The organism is Cytobacillus eiseniae (assembly GCF_017874625.1).
Taxonomy (GTDB): domain Bacteria; phylum Bacillota; class Bacilli; order Bacillales; family Cytobacillaceae; genus Cytobacillus; species Cytobacillus eiseniae.
In genome coordinates this window covers 24133-43069 of sequence record NZ_JAGIKZ010000018.1, presented here as the reverse complement: position 1 = coordinate 43069, position 18937 = coordinate 24133, and the positions used below count along the sequence as shown (strand labels likewise).

Genomic DNA, 18937 nt, shown 5'->3' with positions numbered 1-18937 from the left:
ATTTATAATTTTAAAAACAGGAGGGATGAACATGCAAGAAAATAAGGTAGCCAAACAAGAAAAAGTAGAGGAATTTTTTCCTGTAAAAGAAGTAGATTATTTGGAAATTTACTCGGGGAATGCTAGACAGTCATGCTATTTCTTTTGTTCAGCATTTGGATTTAAGCCTGTTGCTTATTCAGGGCTAGAAACAGGAAATAGAGAAACAGTCTCATATGTCCTTCAACAAAGAAAAATACGACTTGTTATTACTGGCACATTAAATGAAAGCAGCAGAGTTGCATCTTTTGTAAAGAAGCATGGAGATGGTGTGAAGGATATTGCCCTTACAGTGGACGATGTGGAGAAAGCGTATAAAGAAGCAGTTTCAAGAGGAGCGATTGAAATTGTTCCACCATTTGAAATAAAGGATGAGCATGGCAGCGTTAAAAAGGCAGTCATCGGTACATATGGTGACACGATACACACGCTTGTGGAACGAAGAGATTATAAGGGTGTGTTCATGCCAGGATACGAACCATTAGAGATGAATGTTCCTGTTGAAGATGCTGGTTTCATCGGAATTGATCATGTCGTTGGCAATGTAGAACGGATGGAGGAATGGGTCAATTATTATGCAAATGTAATGGGCTTTAAAGAAATGAAGCATTTTACTGACAAGGATATTACAACCGAATATTCCGCGCTTATGTCAAAGGTCATGCATAACGGCGGCCGAATTAAGTTTCCGATCAATGAGCCTGCTGAAGGAAAACGAAAATCACAGATTGAGGAATATTTAGAATACTATAATGGCCCAGGGGTTCAGCATCTTGCAATCTTAACGGAGGACATTGTGAGTACAGTTAGTACCCTTAAGAAAAATGGGGTTGAATTCTTGAGTACACCTTCTTCTTATTATGATGCATTAGCAGAACGTGTCGGGGAAATTGATGAGGAAATAGACAAAATTAAAGAGTTAAGTATTTTAGTAGATAGGGATGATGAAGGCTATTTACTGCAAATTTTCACAAAGCCAATTGTGGATCGTCCAACTTTATTTATTGAAATTATTCAACGCAAAGGAGCAAGAGGTTTTGGTGAAGGAAACTTCAAAGCCCTATTCGAGTCGATTGAACGTGAACAAGAGAAAAGAGGGAATTTATAAAAAGAGCAGACTCCCTTTATAAAAGGGAGTTTTGTAAAGAACAAAAGCGCAAGCGCCTTGTTCAGCCTCAGGCATAGCACAAGATGAGCCTCACGGAAAGGTGTCCTTTACCTATCTTTAGAGGATTGGCTTGTGACCTCGAGGTCGACAAAAACGCGACGTCCTGTCGCATTGTCGACACTAGTACATCCTGTACGTCGGGGGTAGGCGCTCCTCCTATAAGAAATACACTTATAGTCGTGCGATGCTTATGCTGTCGAAGGATTCCTTGTGGAGCTGGACGAAGAACATATCGCAAAGTTAGCCACAATATTTTAATTTTTAATTTCCTACAAAATACAAAAGATTCCTTCCAAAATAGATGGTTATTCTGCCTAATGATTGAGGTGCATTTCATGGGAAACATTCAAACGAGACGTGTAATAGAGGGAATTCGCTCGTATCCTCTTGGTGACTCACCAGAAGAAATAAAAGAAAAGTACAATCTAAAAGTAGTTAGAAAAATGTCTGATAATGAAAACATTTATGGCTGCTCCAGTCAAGTGAAGGAAGCAATCATAAATAATATGCACAATCTATATTTATATCCAGATGGTACAACGGCAAAGCTAATCAACCAATTATCTTCCTATTATCAGTTAAATAAGGATCAATTTTTGATTGGCAATGGATCTGAAGAAATTATTCGCTTGCTTACGAGAGCTTACATTAACGATGGAGATGAAGCGATTATGGCTGCGACAACATTTCCACGATATGAGACAAATGTGGTGATTGAAGGCGGCCTATCAATTGCTGTTCCGCTGCAAAATGGAGTTCATGACCTACTAGCAATGTACAAAAAAATAACGAAAAAAACAAAAATGATCTTCATTTGCAATCCGAATAATCCAACAGGGACCATTGTAGGAAAGGAAGAGCTATTACGTTTTATCCAAATGATTCCATCAAATATCCTGATCATTCTTGATGAAGCTTATTATGAATACGTAAGCTCAAGTAATTATCTTGAATCGATTTCACTTCTCAATACGTATTCGAACCTTGTGATCCTACGTACCTTTTCAAAAATATATGGATTAGCTAGTTTGCGAGTAGGATATGGCATGATGCATTCGGAAATTGTGCGCGAACTTCAGAAGGTAAAAGAAGTATTTAATGTCAATCAACTCGCTCAATTAGCTGCAGAATGTGCATTAGATGATAAGAGCTTTATCATTGATTGTAAGAAGAAAAACGAAAGAGAAAGAGTGTATGTATGTGAACAATTGAGAGAACTAGGATTAGGCTATTTTCCATCCGAGACTAATTTCATCTATGTGTATACGGATCAACTAGTTTCCGAGAAGTTAATCACAAATGGACTGATTGTTCGTCAAATGAAACTAACTGGTTACGCAGATGCCTTTCGGATTACTCTAGGTACTAGAGAAGATAATGATTTTTTTCTAGCTGTACTTAAAAGGCTATGTAATGAAAAGGTGGTGTAAGTAATGGAAATAAACCCAGACAGTCTTGAATGGAAAGAGGCATATAAGCTACTTGTTGGGTCAATCTTGCCTCGCCCAATTGCGTTTGTTACCACTGTCGACAATGAGGGAATTGTAAATGCTGCACCATTTAGTTTCTTTACCGCCATTTGTGCAGACCCCATGTTGATTTGTTTTTCGCCAATGAGAAGAGGAACGGACGGGAATAAAAAGGATACACTCACAAACATTGAGCAGACGAAGGAGTTTGTTATAAATATTGTTAGTGAGGACTGGATCGAGAAAATGAATATTTGTGCAACAGCATATTCTTCTGAGATCGATGAACTTGAGATGGCTCGTTTGACAAAGGAAAATAGTCATGTTGTTAAGCCCCCACGTGTAAAGGAGTCTAAGGTGCATCTGGAGTGCTCGCTCTACCAAGTCCACCATTTCGGTGAACATATAGGCGCTGGCAGCCTAGTCATTGGAAAAGTAGAACATGTTCATGTAGCAAGTAATCTATATAATAATGGCCGAATTTCAACGGAAGAGCTTAAACCGATCGGAAGAATGGCTGGTCATATATACACAAAACCACTCACGGAAACATTTGAATTGATCAGAAAAGCGTAAAATACGAAGGTTCTGCTTTACAAACTGAAAGCTCCCCTGACTGGAATGAAGGAAACACGGATTAGGAAAGCAAAAAACTATGGACTTAGTACAGGAAGGGGAATGAAAGTTTGGTAGATACTAGCATTGAAGCTAGTTAAACAAAAGCGTAAGCCAGTGGATATGGACTAAGAATAAATCTATCAAGGTGATGCTATGAAATTCGTAACCTTTCAAAAGAAGGATGGATCGTTGAGAGCAGGATGGATGAAAAACAAGGATGAAGTAATTGATATGTATGAGGCTTCAAATGGAATCCTGCCAAAAGATATGCTTTCATTTCTTGAAAATCATCTTTTCTTTATGAATTATATTGCCACTGAACAAAAATTTCTTATTAATAATCATGGAGTATACCCGCTTCAGGCAGTTGAATTGAAAGCGCCCCTCCCACAACCAAAAAGCTTACGCGATTTTTACGCATTTGAAGAGCATGTAAAAGTAGCAAGAGGAAATCGAGGACTTGAGATGGTTCCTGAGTGGTATGAAATGCCCGTCTTTTATTTCTCTAATCATTTAGCGATTAGAGGGCCAAATGAAAAAATTGCACGACCTAAAAAATGTCAGTGGCTTGATTATGAGTTGGAAATTGCTTGTGTGATTGGGAAGGAAGGCTCGGATATTAAAGCAGAAAATGCGGATGAATATATTTTCGGCTATTGTATCTTAAATGATTGGAGTGCTAGAGATTTACAAAGAAAGGAAATGAAGGTTGGACTAGGGCCAGCAAAGGGGAAAGACTTTGCTACTTCTATCGGTCCTTACATCGTAACGAAGGATGAATTAGATCCATATTTGATTGAGAACCGATATGATTTACGAATGACAGCAAGCGTAAACGGGATACAGCTTTCAGAGGGGAACATGAGGGAAATCTACTATTCATTTGGAGAGATGATTGAGCGAGCTTCGGAAGGTGTCACCTTATATCCTGGTGAAATAATTGGTTCTGGAACAGTCGGGAGCGGCTGTATTCTAGAACTAGGAACAGATGTGCATCGATGGCTCGAGCCAGGTGATGAGGTTGAATTGGAAATTGCAGCACTAGGCGTATTGAAGAATGTGATTATCTAAGAAATGTGAGGTGGACATATGTTTTATCGGCAAATGGGGAGGATTCCAAATAAACGCCATACAATGTTTAAAAAAGAGGATGGCAGTCTTTTTCGAGAACAAGTGATGGGGACGAAGGGGTTTTCGGGAACGCAATCGATACTCTATCATCATTTTATGCCAACCGAAATTATAAAAACGAATTTAATTGGGAAGTATTTACCAGATTATGAAGAGCAAGGACCTTTAAAGCATCGTCATTTAATGACAAATCAAATAGATAAAAAAGGGGATGGATTAGAGGCTAGAACTTATTTATTAGGAAATGAAGATTTATTCATTGGGACAGCAACCATAAATGAACGAATGAATAGCTATTATCGAAATGGTGATGGCGATGAAATGCTATTTATTCATTATGGAACAGGGAAAATTGAAACAATGTTCGGTACAATTAATTATCGATCGGGCGATTATGTCGTTATACCAATTGGAACAATTTACCGGATTCTCCCTAACAATAATGAACTAACAAAGATGCTATTCATTGAATCATTTAGCCAAATAACAACACCAAGAAGATATCGGAATGAATATGGGCAGCTGTTGGAGCATAGTCCATTTTGTGAGCGTGATATTCGCGGACCTGAAAGTCTAGAAACTTATCATAAAAAAGGCGAATATGAAGTTATCACAAAAACAAGAGGGTATCTTCATTCGCATGTATTGAATCATCACCCACTTGATGTAGAAGGGTGGGACGGTTATTTATATCCATGGGTCTTTAATATTGCAGACTTCGAACCAATCACTGGTAGAATCCATCAGCCACCACCGGTACATCAAACATTTGAAGGTCATAATTTTGTCGTTTGTTCATTTGTTCCAAGATTATTTGACTATCATCCAGAGGCAATTCCAGCACCGTATACACATAGCAACGTCAATAGTGATGAGCTTCTTTATTATGTAGAGGGCAATTTCATGAGCAGAAAAGGGATTAATCTTGAATCAATTACTTTGCATCCGAGCGGCATTCCTCACGGGCCACACCCTGGAACGACCGAAGCGAGCATCGGAAAAAAGGAAACATTGGAGCTTGCAGTGATGATTGATACATTTAGACCATTGAAGGTTGTGAAACAAGCAAAAGAGATTGAAGATGAAAACTATATGTTTACATGGGTATAAAGTATAAGAAAAGAGCATCTTCAATAAAAGATGCTCTTTTTATATGTGGAAGCTATTCATTATGCCAAATCGTTGCAAGTGTACCTTCTCCGGAATGAGCAGCAATCGTAGAACTGATTTCGCCAATGAAGATATCCAGCTTAGGGAATAGAGCCTTAATTTCAGCACTAAGCTCTTTTGCTTTCTCAGAGACATTTCCATGTAATATTTGTACTTGTGAAATGGAATGCTTCTTATACGATTCGCCAAGCAAATCTAACATCCGCTTAACCGCTTTTTTTTCTGAACGGACTTTATCGAATAGTTCAAACTCCCCATTCGAATTAATACGAATAATTGGTTTAATTTTTAATAGACTGCCAATTAGATAGGAGGTACCAGACATTCTTCCGCCTTTGTAAAATTGATCAAGATTTCCTAAAAGAATATAGTTTTCTGATTTTTCCGCATCCCTTTGAAGAAATGCAGCAATTTCTTTGCTCGACATTCCTTTATTGACCAGTTCCATTCCTTTATAAAGCAGAGTGGTAATGGCGTAGGACATCGATTTAGAATCAACTGCCTCAACTGGGAATCCAGCAAGTTCAGCACCAGAAAGACAACTATTAATCGTTCCGCTTAATTTGCTAGAAATATGCACACAAATAGCTGTATCATATTTTTCTTTTAAGCGTTCAAAAAGCTCTGCAAATCGACCTGCAGAAGGTTGTGATGTTTTAGGAACTTCTTTTGAGGAATTAATTCGTTCATATAATTGCTCTGTATTTAAATCAATACCATCTTCAAATGTTTCATTACCAAATGAAATGGAAAGAGGAATAACATACACATCTGGATGATTCTTTAATTCTTCAGTAATAAAAGCAGTACTGTCAGTAATCCAGGCTATCTTTTTTTCAGTCATAAATTAGTTAGTCCTTTATTAAGTATTTACCTGATAAAAGGCATGTTCATAAAAGAAATTTTCTTCTATACATGAAGAGGAATAAGGTTAAATCTAAGCTTCTCAATTATACACTATTGAAATCGTTTACACTATAATTAATCGAAGTTCAAATAATAGACACATTTATATGTTGGTAAAATAACTATCTTCAAAGATAGAATAGCACTAAATTTCAGTTTTCTAAAAAAAGACAAAAACCCCCTGCATTGCAGAGGGTTCACTATTAGGAAGGAAGATGCTGTGACCATTCCTCTACATCCCAAACCTTTGTTACCCAATCTTCATAAAAATCAGGTTCATGGCACACTAAAACAACTGTTCCTTTATAGGCTTTTAATGCACGTTTTAGTTCTTCCTTTGCTACAACATCAAGATGGTTAGTAGGCTCGTCAAATAGAAGCCAATTGCTTTCATTCATTAGCAGTTTGCATAAACGAACTTTTGCCTGTTCTCCACCACTTAGCTGGTTTAAAGGTCGGGAAATATGTTCATTTTTTAATCCGCATTTTGCTAATGCAGCCCGTACTTGGTGCTGATCCATGGAAGGGAACTCATTCCAAACATCATCAATTGGTGTGATATTATCTGCCTTTACTTCCTGTTCAAAATAGGAAGGGTAGAGGAAGTCTCCACGTTCTACATTCCCGCTGATTGGTTTAATTTTTCCTAGCATTGTTTTTAACAGAGTCGATTTTCCGACTCCATTGCAACCGACAATGGCAATTTTCTCTCCACGTTCGATTGTTATTGACATTTTTGGCAATAAAGCATGTGTATAGCCGATTTCGAAATCCTTGCCTTCAAAAACATATCGGCTGCTTCCGCGTGACTCCTTAAAATCAAAGGTTGGCTTCATTGCCGTTTCAGGGCGATCAATTCTTTCCATTCGGTCTAGCTGCTTTTGTCGACTTTTTGCACGACCAGTTGTTGAATAGCGTGCTTTATTTTTCGCAATAAAGTCTTCTTGTTTTTTGATGAAATCCTTTTGCTTTTCATAAGCATGAATATGCTGATTCTTATTGATTTCAGCTAATTCCAAGAATTTATCATAGCTTGCAGTGTAGCGAGTCAGCTTAGAAAATTCTAAGTGGAAAATCGTATTAGATACTTGATTCATGAATTCCGTATCATGTGAAATAAGAATGAAGGCATATGGGTATTCTTTCAGATAGTTTGTCAGCCAGCGAATATGCTCGACATCTAAATAGTTTGTCGGTTCATCTAAAAGTAAAACTTGTGGCTGCTCAAGTAATAGCTTTGCTAATAATACTTTCGTACGCTGTCCGCCGCTTAGGGCAGTCACATCACGATCAAGACCGATTGCATCTAGTCCGAGTCCACGTGCTGCTTCTTCAATTTTTATATCGAGTGTGTAGAAGCCGCCAGCATCTAAGCGATCTTGGATTTTCCCCATTTCTTCTAGTAAATCTTCTAATTCCTCAGGTGTAGCATCAGCCATTTTTGCTGTTACTTCATTAAGCGCCTTTTCTTGCTCGAAAAGGGGAAGGAATGCATCCTTTAGAACATCACGCATTGTTTTTCCAGGTGTTAAAATGGTGTGCTGATCAAGATATCCGTAATGAACACTCGGTGTCCATTCTACACGACCCGAATCATGGATCAGCTGTCCAGTAATAATATTCATTAACGTTGATTTTCCAACACCATTGGCTCCAACAAGCCCGACATGGTCCTCAGCTAATAATCGGAATGATACATCTTTAAATAACGTACGATCACCAAACGTATGGCTCAAATTCTCTACATTTAATAAGCTCATTTTTTTATTTCCTCAACTTTCAAAAGTAATTCATTTTTACATCATACAAGATTTTTAATCATTCGACTAGACTTTAGGGGAGTGTGAGGTGGAAAAAGTAATGGAAAATGAAATGCAGGTATAAATTATTGATGTTTGATTGCAATAATCAATTTATGCGTAAATTCAAAAGACTGAAATAGGGCACTAAAAGTATTTAAGCAGAAAAAAGGCACCCATTTAAATGGATGCCTTTTTCTATTATTCTATTACTTTACTTCTTGTGGAACCTTCAAGCCAAGACCTTCAGCAATACGAGTTCCGAATTCTGGATCTGCTTTATAGAAGTGCTGGATTTGGCGTAATTTGATTTCTTCGATTTCGACAGGCTTCATTGCACCAACGATGTTTGCAACTGTACGAGCGCGTTCGTCTTCAGACATTAAGCGGTATAAGTCACCAGGCTGTGTATAGTGATCATTATGATCATACGATACACTTTCAGCAATTCCTGATACAGCATATGCAGCTTGTTTATGCTCAGGAACTTCTGTTGGACCGCTAAAGCTATTTGGTTCGTAATATACAGAACCGCCGCCGTTATTATCAAAACGCATTTGCCCGTCACGTTGATAATTGCTCACTTCATTTTTCGGACGGTTAATTGGAAGTGCTTGGTGATTTGCACCTACACGGTAACGATGTGCATCATGGTAAGCAAATAAGCGGCCTTGAAGCATTTTATCAGGTGAAACATCGATTCCAGGTACGAGTGTGCCAGGTGAGAATGTTGCTTGCTCAACCTCTGCAAAATAGTTTTCAGGGTTACGATCCAATACCATTTTACCAACTTCAATTAGTGGATAATCTTTATGTGACCATACTTTTGTTACATCGAATGGATCAAAGCGATACGTATTTGCATCTTCTAAAGGCATGATTTGAACCTTTAATGTCCATGAAGGGAAATTGCCTTCTTCAATTGCATTAAATAAATCTTCTGTATGGTAATCAGGGTTCTCACCAGCAAGCTTAGCAGCTAGATTGACGTCCATATTCTTAACACCTTGATCAGCTATAAAGTGATATTTTACCCATACACCATCACCATCTTTATTCGTCCATTTAAATGTATGACTTCCATATCCATTCATATGTCTAAGTGTTGCAGGGATTCCGCGGTCTCCCATTAAGTATGTTACTTGATGAAGTGATTCTGGTGATAGGCTCCAGAAATCCCAAACAGCAGTAGGGTTTTTCAAATGTGTCTTTGGATCTCTTTTTTGTGTATGAATAAAGTCAGGGAATTTAATCGCATCACGAATGAAGAAAATAGGTGTGTTATTTCCTACAAGATCGTAATTTCCTTCCTCTGTATAGAATTTTACGGCAAATCCACGCGGGTCACGAACTGTATCTGCAGAACCAAGCTCACCGGCAACTGTTGAGAAACGGATAAACATTGGTGTGCGTTTGCCTATTTCTGACAAGAAATCTGCTTTCGTATATTTAGTAAGGTCATTTGTCACTTCAAAGTAACCGTGTGCACCAGCACCCTTTGCATGAACAACTCGCTCAGGAACACGTTCGCGGTTAAAGTGAGCTAATTTTTCTAGTAAATGTACATCTTGGATTAAAGTAGGTCCGCGTGAGCCAGCTGTCATTGAGTTTTGGTTGTCTCCTACAGGAGCACCCCAGCTAGTAGTTAGTTTATTATTCGTCATAATACAATCACCTCATAGAAAATTATATTGTTACTTCATGATTACAATGATAACACTTCTCAACAAAAAATCAATACTTATTTATAATTAATATAAAATAAAAACGAATATAATCTAAAAATATTTAGAAATGACAGGATGTCCAAAGTGTACTCATCAATCTAAATATATGAAGGAAGCTGTTTATAAAGAACTGATTGAACTTATATACTACATTCCTTTTTTTTTCATTAATTCCTGCCAAAGAAGGGAAAAATAAATGACAATTTAAGAAGCTATTTTACTTGTAGTTTTTTAATAAAATGAGCAAACTATAAAATGATAGAAGTAGATGAAAAAATAATTGCTATTCTGTCCATGAGGTATATACAAAGTGAAAAAATATGCTAAAGTATTATGTATCAATCCTTTACATAGCAAGAAAATTCGTGTCTTTGTGAGGGATACAATTGTATCCTGATAGGCGACAATTACTAATAAACCAAATGGGGGATGTAAAGATGTCAAGCAACATATTAGATGCATTTTTAAATGAAAACCTTGAGGATTTAAAGAGTAAAGGTCTTTATAATGTAATTGATCCACTAGAAAGCCCAAATGGCCCAATGATTACAATTAATGGCAGAGAATTAGTGAATCTTTCATCTAATAATTATTTAGGTCTAGCGACAGATGAGCGTATGAAAAAGGCGGCGATAGAAGCGATCAACAAATACGGTGTTGGTGCTGGAGCTGTTCGGACAATTAATGGAACACTTGATATTCATATTAAGCTGGAAGAAAAGCTTGCTGAATTCAAGCATACAGAGGCTGCAATTGCTTATCAATCTGGGTTCAATTGTAATATGGCGGCGATTTCAGCTGTCATGGACAAGAATGATGCGATTCTATCGGATGAACTGAATCATGCATCAATTATTGATGGATGCCGTTTATCAAAAGCAAAGATTATCCGTGTTAATCATTCCGATATGGAAGATTTAAGAGCGAAAGCGAAAGAAGCAAAAGAATCTGGCCTTTATAACAAAATCATGGTGATTACAGATGGTGTCTTCTCAATGGATGGAGATATTGCCAAGCTTCCAGAGATTGTTAAAATTGCAGAAGAATTTGATCTTATCACTTATGTAGATGATGCACATGGATCAGGTGTATTAGGAGAAGGTGCTGGTACGGTTAAGCATTTCGGCTTATCTGATAAAGTTGATTTCCAAATTGGAACGCTTTCAAAAGCAATAGGGGTTGTTGGCGGCTATGTTGCAGGTAAGAAAGAATTGATTGATTGGTTGAAGGTACGCAGTCGTCCTTTTTTATTCTCAACATCATTAACACCAGCAGATGTCGTTGCTAGTACGAAAGCGATCGAATTATTAATGGAAAGCACAGAACTAAATCAAAAGCTTTGGGAAAATGCGAATTATTTAAAAGCGGGTTTGAAGAAATTAGGATTTGATATTGGGAACAGTGAAACACCAATTACACCATGTATTATCGGTGATGAAGTAAAAACACAAGAATTCAGTAAAAAGCTGAATGAAGAAGGTGTTTATGCGAAGTCAATTGTGTTTCCAACTGTACCAAGAGGAACTGGTCGTGTTAGAAACATGCCGTCTGCTGCACATACAAAGGAAATGCTAGATCAAGCAATTGCCATTTATGAAAAAGTAGGCAAAGAGATGGGCATTATATAAGAAAATACTTCTTAAAATAGAGAAAACTTTTTCAAAATAGGAAGAGGATGGAGGCAATCGATGAAAAGAATTTTTATTACAGGTGCGCTAGGTCAAATTGGCTCTGAATTGACAGTTAAACTAAGAAATATATATGGTGCAGACAATGTTATTGCAACAGATATTCGAAAAAATGAATCAGAAGCAGCCGAGAGCGGCCCATTTGAAGTAGTTGATGTAACAGATTCAAAAACAATGATTGAAATAGCAAAGAAATATAATGTTGATACTGTTATTCATATGGCAGCATTGCTATCTGCTACTGCAGAGGCAAACCCTGTATTTGCGTGGAATTTAAATATGGGTGGACTAATGAATGCGTTAGAAACAGCAAGAGAATTAAACTGCCAGTTCTTTACACCGAGCTCAATCGGGGCATTCGGTCCTTCTACACCAAAGGATCTTACACCACAGGATACGATTCAACGTCCGACAACGATGTATGGAGTTAATAAAGTAGCTGGTGAGTTACTAGCTGATTATTACTATCATAAATTTGGTGTTGATACGAGAGGATTACGTTTCCCAGGGTTAATCTCTTATGTGACACCACCAGGCGGCGGGACGACAGACTATGCTGTTGAAATTTATTATGAGGCGATTAAAAAAGGACGCTACACATCTTATATCGATAAAGGAACTTATATGGATATGATGTATATGCCTGATGCTTTAAATGCGATCGTTAATTTAATGGAAGCTGATCCATCGAAATTAATACACCGAAATTCATTTAATGTAACAGCAATGAGCTTTGATCCAGAGGAAATTGCTGCGGAAATCCGTACACATATGCCAAACTTTGAAATGAATTATGCAGTTGATCCTGTTCGTCAGAAAATTGCTGATAGCTGGCCAAATTCGATTGATGCGAGTGCTGCCAAGGAAGAATGGGGCTTTAAAGCAGAATATGATTTAGTAAAAATGACAACGGATATGTTGGAGAAATTAGGGAAGTAAACCAAGTTTGACACCGTTGCAAGGGATAGTTAGAAAATCAAAGAGGCTGGGACAAAAGGTGCTCAGCAACTAAAAAAGCCGAACTATTATTAGAAATGCTAACACAGCATTCTGCAATAGTTCGGCTTTCTGTATTTATATAATAAAAAAATGAATTTACCATTCGGCTTTGTACACAGCTAAATTAGTTATGTCCCAGCCTCTTTTTATGAAATGTAATAGAGGAGAAATAAACGGAAATATGGTTAAATAAAAATATATATTTAACTAGGAAAGAAGGGCAAAAAAATGGATTTTGAAATAGTTATGCTAGAGCTTGAATCCCTAGGCAAGGAGCGAACGAAAAAAATATACATATCCAACGGTGCACGCGAGCCGCTTTTTGGTGTGGCAACAGGTGCAATGAAACCAATCGCCAAAAAAATAAAAATCAATCAACAGTTGGCTGAGGAGCTTTATGCCACAGGTAACTACGATGCCATGTACTTTGCAGGCATTATTGCAGATCCAAAGGCAATGACTGAATCAGATTATGATCGTTGGATGGATGGAGCATACTTTTACATGCTGTCTGATTATGTGGTGGCAGTTACATTATCAGAATCCGATATTGCCCAAGACGTTGCAGATAAATGGATTGCAAGCGGGGACGAACTACGAATGTCAGCAGGCTGGAGTTGCTACTGCTGGCTTTTAGGGAATCGCAAAGATCATGAATTTTCCGAAAGTAAAATTTCCAATATGCTTGAGCTTGTTAAAAATTCGATTCATGATTCACCAGAACGAACAAAATCTGCTATGAATAATTTTCTATTCACTGCAGGCATTTCATATGTCCCACTACATGAAAAGGCAATCGAAGTTGCAAAAGAAGTGGGGATCGTAGAAATGAAACGGGAAAAGAAAAAAAGCAGTTTCCTAAACGCGAACGAAAGTATACAAAAAGAAATAGATAAAGGAAGACTTGGTTTCAAACGTAAGTATGTAAGATGTTAAAGTTGGTTTCGGCGTAGACTCATCTTATTTTGTGTGTATTTCACCTTTACTTTCTTAATAACATTAAGTACAATAATGTAAATTAGACTTTAATGAAAAAACTATAATTAAATTAGAGGTATTTTTATGAGTGTAGTAGGTTCTAAATAGGAAAAAATTAAATGAAATAAGTTGAATGACAAAAGGGAAATTTTATACAATTTATACCCTTATCTTTGTCATGCATTTATTTCAATACCTATGAAGATACCTACATTACTTTATAAAGCGTGTAACGATCATTTGTTGGGCCGATCCTTTTATTTGGCCTATTTCAATGTATATGCATTGTACACTTGCCTTGTAATTGTAAGAAAGCTGCGGTATCCTTCGCAGCTTTTTTTGTGTTTATTTTATAGAGATTCAACAACTTATCCACTTTTTGATTCCTCATTGAAGTCTAATGGGTAGGTATCTTCATATATGACTCAAAATAATCATAGTGAGGGGAAAAAAGAAATGAATCAGATGACTTTTGAAAAGTTGCAATATAACGAGTTAAAAGAAATAGTTAAATCCTATTGTGTTAGTGGATTAGGAAAACGAATGATTGATCAATTGAAACCAAGTTCAAATCTGAAAGTAGTTAAAAATCGTTTAAATGAAACGACAGAGGCAAGAGTGATAATAGATACAGTCGGTCATGTGCCATTTTTAGGCGTATCCAATATTGAGAATACGATTCAAAACCTAGAAAAAGGCGTGATCTTAGGTCCAAGTGAGTTAGTTAGTGTTTCGGATTTTTTAAGAGGATGTAGGAAAATTAAAAAGTTTATGCTGGATAAAGAGTTTTTTGCACCTGTCCTCTCATCGTATGCTCATTCAATAGCAGAATTTAAAAATATCGAAGAAGAGGTTGATTTTGCAATTAAAGGGAATCGAGTAGATTCAGCTGCAAGCAGAGAACTAAGACGAATACGTAGTAGCATTGATTCAGTAGAAGAGAAAGTGACAGAACGTTTAAATAAATTTTTAAATAATAGTGCCAATAAAAAGTACATTCAAGAATTCTTTATTAGCAAGAAAGATGATCGATACACGATTCCAATTAAAGCTTCATTTAAAAATCAAGTTTCAGGCACAATTATTGAAGTTTCTTCTAAAGGGTCAACCGTTTTTATTGAACCAAGTACTGTTACAAAATTAAATACAGAACACGCTATGCTCAAAGCTGAAGAGGCAATTGAAGAATATCAAATATTAGCTACTTTATCAGGAATGATCCTAGAGAATATTTATGCCATTAAGATTAATCTAGAGCTGATTAGTCAATATGATATGGTATTTGCAAAGGCAAAGTATAGCAAACAGATGGATGGTATCGAGCCTATATTAAATGATTATGGGTTTATAAAAATAGTAAATGGCAAACATCCTCTTTTATCAGGAGAAGTTGTGCCCCTTCATTTTGAAATCGGGGATAATTATCGCAGCTTAATTATAACGGGGCCTAATGCTGGCGGGAAAACGATTGTTCTTAAAACAATTGGACTGTTATCATTAGCGGTCATGTCAGGCTTACACATTGTCGCGGACAAGGAGACGGAAATGTCCGTTTTCGATAATCTATTTGTAGACATTGGCGATAATCAGAGCATAGAAAATGCTTTAAGTACCTTTTCATCACATATGAAAAACCTTTCAGAAATAATGAGAGTATCCAATAATCATACACTTTTACTATTTGATGAAATAGGCAGCGGCACTGAGCCGAATGAGGGATCGGCCCTTGCGATCGCTATTTTAGAAGAATTTTATCATATGGGATGTATCACAGTTGCAACCACTCACTATGGTGAAATCAAACGCTTTTCAGAAATGCATACCGACTTTATGAATGCAGCGATGCAATTTAATAGTGAAACTTTGGAACCAAAATATAAGTTATTGATCGGCAAATCTGGAGAAAGCAATGCGCTTTGGATTTCTAAAAAAATGAACATACGAGAAAATGTCCTGCAAAAAGCAAAAGGCTATATGGAGAATAAAGAGTATCATTTAGATACGGTTAAGGAAGGGAAAACGAGAAAGCCGAAGATTATCAGTGAGAATTCCAAAGTGGAGTATGAATACAAAAAAGGGGATCGTGTAAAGTTACTAGACTATAATGACTATGGAATTGTATATAAAGAGATAGACAATTACAATAATGTGGGAGTGTTTTATAATGGAGGAATGATTGATGTACATGTGAAGCGGCTTGCCATTGAGTTGCAGGCAGAGGAATTATATCCAGAAGGATATGATCTAGAAACATTATTTGTAGATTATAAAACAAGAAAAATGCAGCATGATATCGAACGTGGTTCGAAAAAAGCCCTACGTAAAATTCAAAAAGAGATAAGGAAGAATAGAGATCAAAGAGAAAATTGATGGTATGAAGAGATGAATAGGACGAGAACTTTGGTACTAGAATAGGAGCCGTTAAAGATGAACATAATTATTGAGCAAGAGCGGGTTGAGGACTATGAATTAACTGAAAGAGTAGTAAAAAATGCGTTTGAAACTGCAGAATACAGTGATCAAAATGAGCATAATTTAGTATCTCAAATAAGAAAATCCGATGCATTTATTCCAGCATTATCTTTAGTAGCATTGGATAAAGATAACGATCAATTAGTTGGGCATATTCTTTTATCTAAGATAAAAATTATGAATGATAATCAAATGGTTGGAGAATCATTGGCACTTGCCCCGATTTCGGTTTTGCCAGCGTATCAAAATCAAGGTGTAGGAAGACAATTAATTCATAAAGCATTAGAGGATGCTAAAGAAATGGGATTCAATTCGGTAGTTGTCTTAGGTCATCCAGATTATTATCCGAAATTTGGGTTCAAAAAAGCATCGATATGGAGGATAAAAGCACCCTTCGAAGTACCAGATGAAGCATTTATGGCAATTGAACTATATGAAAATGCACTTAACAAGATTTCGGGAGTTGTTGAATATCCAGATGTGTTTTTTGAATAAAGAGTGTTAATACAATATAGAATGTAATTTATTGAGCATGAAATGAAAAAAGCCCTACTTCTCCATACACTTTTGGGGAATTGGGTTTTTTTATTCCATATATTTTATGGAAAATACAGTGAAGAGCAGAATGGATGAATTGATTTTGTATGTACGGTTTTAGTTCAGATAATTTTCAGAAAAACAAAGAGGCAACCATCTTCATTGTATTAACAAAGTCTTGAATATATCTTCAATAAGGTGTATAGAGCCCTGAATGAACAGAAAAATCGTCGAAAGAGTCTTCAATAAGGTGTATAGAGCCCTGAACGAACAGGAAAATCATTGATAGAGTCCTCAATAAGGTGTATAGAGCCCTGAATGAACAGGAAAATCGTTGAAAGAGTCTTCAATAAGGTGTATAGAGCCCTGAATGAACAGGGAAATCATTGAAAGAGTCCTCAATAAGGTGCATAGAGCCCTTGAACGAACAGAAAAATCGTCGAAAGTCCTCAATAAGGTGTATAGAGCCCTGAATGAACAGGAAAATCGTTGAAAGAGTCTTCAATAAGGTGTATAGAGCCCTGAATGAACAGAAAAATTGCTGAAAGTGTCTTCAATAAGGTGTATAGAGCCCTGAACGAACAGGAAAATCATTGATAGAGTCCTCAATAAGGTGCATAGAGCCTTGAACGAACAGAAAAATCGTCGAAAGAGTCCTCAATAAGGTGTATAGAGCCCTGAATGAACAGGAAAATCATTGAAAGAGTCCTCAATAAGGTGCATAAAGCCCTGAATGAACAGAAAAATCGACGAAAGTCCTCAATAAGGTGCATAGAGCCCTGAATGAACTGAAAAATTGCTGAAAGAGTCTTCAATAAGGTGTATAGAGACCTGAATGAACAGAAAAATCGTCGAAAGTGTCTTCAATAAGGTGCATAGAGCCCTGAACGAACAGAAAAATCGTTGAAAGAGTCTTCAATAAGGTGTATAGAGCCCTGAATGAACAGAAAAATCGTCGAAAGTGTCTTCAATAAGATAGATAGAAGCCCTTTTAAACAGAAAAATCGTTGAAACTGCCTCCAAAGAGTTAAATAGGATCCTTTCTCCATCCTCTTAACTCAGTATTATTACTTTATTTGTGAAATTACATAATCAGTAACCTAGTATTGGAGAAGTTATTCAATTAAGAAGCGTTTCAATATTACAAAGTAAAGAATAATGGACTATGAATTGATAGATACACATGAGAAGCGGATGCACCTTGCCGCTAATGAATTAATTCGGCTCTACATGAACATGTACATCATATACCCCGTATTCGTTCATCATAACTTTTTCAACATGTGTAGCGATATCGTGTGCTTCTTTAATATCTAACGTGGATTTAACAAGAATGACTACATCAATGACCTCATTATTTCCGTAGTTTCTTCCTTTAATTTCTTTAATTCCTTTCACTCCATCTACTTTTTGGATGACTTCCTGATAAAGTTGAATTTTCTTTTCATCAAATCCATCTGATAGTTCATGAGATGCTTGTTTAAAGATGTCCCAGGCTGTTTTACAAATTAATAATCCGACTATTACAGCAGTTACTGTGTCCAGCCAAGGCATTTTTAATTGGGAGCCAAGTATACCGATGGCTGTTCCGATACTTACCCACGCGTCTGAAAGATTATCTTTTGCGGCTGCCATCACAGCCTTGCTATTAATTTGATTTGCTAACCGCTTGTTGTATAGATAAACAATATACATAACTAGTGCAGAAAATATACCAATATAGGCTGCCGTAATATTTGGTGTTTCTTTTTGCCCTTGAAACATCGAGGTGATCGCTTCAATTAACACTTCTATACCTACTGCAACCATAATAAATGAGGCGACCAATGAAGCGATTGTTTCACTTTTCCAATGTCCATATCGATGATTTTTATCAGGCGGACGTTGCGATAGTTTAAGTCCAATGAGTACGGCAATTGATGCAATAATATCGGTTGTATTGTTAAGTCCATCTGCTTTTAATGCAGCAGAGTCACTACTATACGCAACCGCTAATTTTATGATCGAAAGACCGATATAGGCGAGTATACTAATGATTGCCCCACGCTCTCCTAATTTAAGATTCTTATATTTTTGTTCTTCCATTACGCATTGCCTCCCATCATCCCTTGAACATGATACAACTTGAAATGCGGGTGGGTCTAGAGCAACCTTTTTGTAATGTTTTATAAAAGTAAACAATAGGCAAGTAAGTTGCGTTTGGTAAAAACTCTTATCATTTGCCACTTTTCAGTAA

At 36.7% G+C, this 18937-nt stretch carries 14 protein-coding genes; 10 read left to right on the top strand and 4 right to left on the bottom strand.

The window, feature by feature from the left end; translation table 11 throughout:
- Nucleotides 1–31 precede the first annotated feature (31 nt).
- The 5 genes from hppD to J2Z40_RS14125 all read left to right on the top strand — a co-directional run bounded on the left by hppD (nucleotide 32) and on the right by J2Z40_RS14125 (nucleotide 5535).
- A complete protein-coding gene (hppD, locus tag J2Z40_RS14145; RefSeq protein WP_066394013.1) occupies nucleotides 32–1147 on the top strand; it encodes a 4-hydroxyphenylpyruvate dioxygenase in 1116 nt (371 codons plus the stop codon).
- A 395-nt stretch (nucleotides 1148–1542) separates the two neighbouring features.
- On the top strand, nucleotides 1543–2637 hold the full coding sequence (hisC, locus tag J2Z40_RS14140) for a histidinol-phosphate transaminase (RefSeq protein WP_066394017.1): 1095 nt from the start codon (nucleotides 1543–1545) through the stop codon (nucleotides 2635–2637).
- A 3-nt stretch (nucleotides 2638–2640) separates the two neighbouring features.
- A complete protein-coding gene (locus J2Z40_RS14135) occupies nucleotides 2641–3252 on the top strand; it encodes a flavin reductase family protein (protein ID WP_066394019.1) in 612 nt (203 codons plus the stop codon).
- Between the two features lie 195 nt (nucleotides 3253–3447).
- Nucleotides 3448–4365 carry a fumarylacetoacetate hydrolase family protein gene (locus J2Z40_RS14130; protein ID WP_066394022.1) on the top strand — a complete coding sequence of 306 codons (918 nt, stop codon included), beginning with the start codon at nucleotides 3448–3450 and terminating at the stop codon, nucleotides 4363–4365.
- Between the two features lie 18 nt (nucleotides 4366–4383).
- Nucleotides 4384–5535 carry a homogentisate 1,2-dioxygenase gene (locus tag J2Z40_RS14125; RefSeq protein WP_066394025.1) on the top strand — a complete coding sequence of 384 codons (1152 nt, stop codon included), beginning with the start codon at nucleotides 4384–4386 and terminating at the stop codon, nucleotides 5533–5535.
- 52 nt (nucleotides 5536–5587) lie between these two features.
- On the opposite strand, the gene J2Z40_RS14120 is transcribed toward J2Z40_RS14125, so the two are convergent.
- The 3 genes from J2Z40_RS14120 to katA all read right to left on the bottom strand — a co-directional run bounded on the left by J2Z40_RS14120 (nucleotide 5588) and on the right by katA (nucleotide 9964).
- Nucleotides 5588–6439 (bottom strand): DegV family protein, encoded by an 852-nt coding sequence (locus J2Z40_RS14120; protein WP_066394029.1) that lies wholly within the window; start codon nucleotides 6437–6439, stop codon nucleotides 5588–5590.
- 265 nt (nucleotides 6440–6704) lie between these two features.
- On the bottom strand, nucleotides 6705–8261 hold the full coding sequence (locus tag J2Z40_RS14115; RefSeq protein WP_066394031.1) for an ABC-F family ATP-binding cassette domain-containing protein: 1557 nt from the start codon (nucleotides 8259–8261) through the stop codon (nucleotides 6705–6707).
- Between the two features lie 248 nt (nucleotides 8262–8509).
- Entirely contained in the window at nucleotides 8510–9964 is a 1455-nt protein-coding gene (katA, locus tag J2Z40_RS14110) for a catalase KatA (protein ID WP_066394033.1), read from the bottom strand.
- 500 nt (nucleotides 9965–10464) lie between these two features.
- Here katA and J2Z40_RS14105 point away from each other — a divergent pair, with 500 nt between their 5' ends.
- From J2Z40_RS14105 to J2Z40_RS14085, 5 genes are all read left to right on the top strand, one after another.
- Nucleotides 10465–11655 carry a glycine C-acetyltransferase gene (locus J2Z40_RS14105; protein WP_066394035.1) on the top strand — a complete coding sequence of 397 codons (1191 nt, stop codon included), beginning with the start codon at nucleotides 10465–10467 and terminating at the stop codon, nucleotides 11653–11655.
- A gap of 60 nt (nucleotides 11656–11715) precedes the next feature.
- A complete protein-coding gene (locus J2Z40_RS14100) occupies nucleotides 11716–12654 on the top strand; it encodes an L-threonine 3-dehydrogenase (RefSeq protein WP_066394036.1) in 939 nt (312 codons plus the stop codon).
- Nucleotides 12655–12942: 288 nt separating this feature from the next.
- A complete protein-coding gene (locus J2Z40_RS14095) occupies nucleotides 12943–13650 on the top strand; it encodes a DNA alkylation repair protein (RefSeq protein WP_066394037.1) in 708 nt (235 codons plus the stop codon).
- A 498-nt stretch (nucleotides 13651–14148) separates the two neighbouring features.
- Nucleotides 14149–16062 carry an endonuclease MutS2 gene (locus J2Z40_RS14090; RefSeq protein WP_066394038.1) on the top strand — a complete coding sequence of 638 codons (1914 nt, stop codon included), beginning with the start codon at nucleotides 14149–14151 and terminating at the stop codon, nucleotides 16060–16062.
- 57 nt (nucleotides 16063–16119) lie between these two features.
- On the top strand, nucleotides 16120–16659 hold the full coding sequence (locus tag J2Z40_RS14085; RefSeq protein ID WP_066394040.1) for a GNAT family N-acetyltransferase: 540 nt from the start codon (nucleotides 16120–16122) through the stop codon (nucleotides 16657–16659).
- Nucleotides 16660–17916: 1257 nt separating this feature from the next.
- Here J2Z40_RS14085 and J2Z40_RS14080 read toward each other — a convergent pair.
- The gene (locus J2Z40_RS14080; RefSeq protein WP_066394042.1) at nucleotides 17917–18786 is read right to left on the bottom strand and encodes a cation diffusion facilitator family transporter; all 870 of its coding nucleotides are present in this window, start codon (nucleotides 18784–18786) and stop codon (nucleotides 17917–17919) included.
- Nucleotides 18787–18937: the final 151 nt, after the last annotated feature.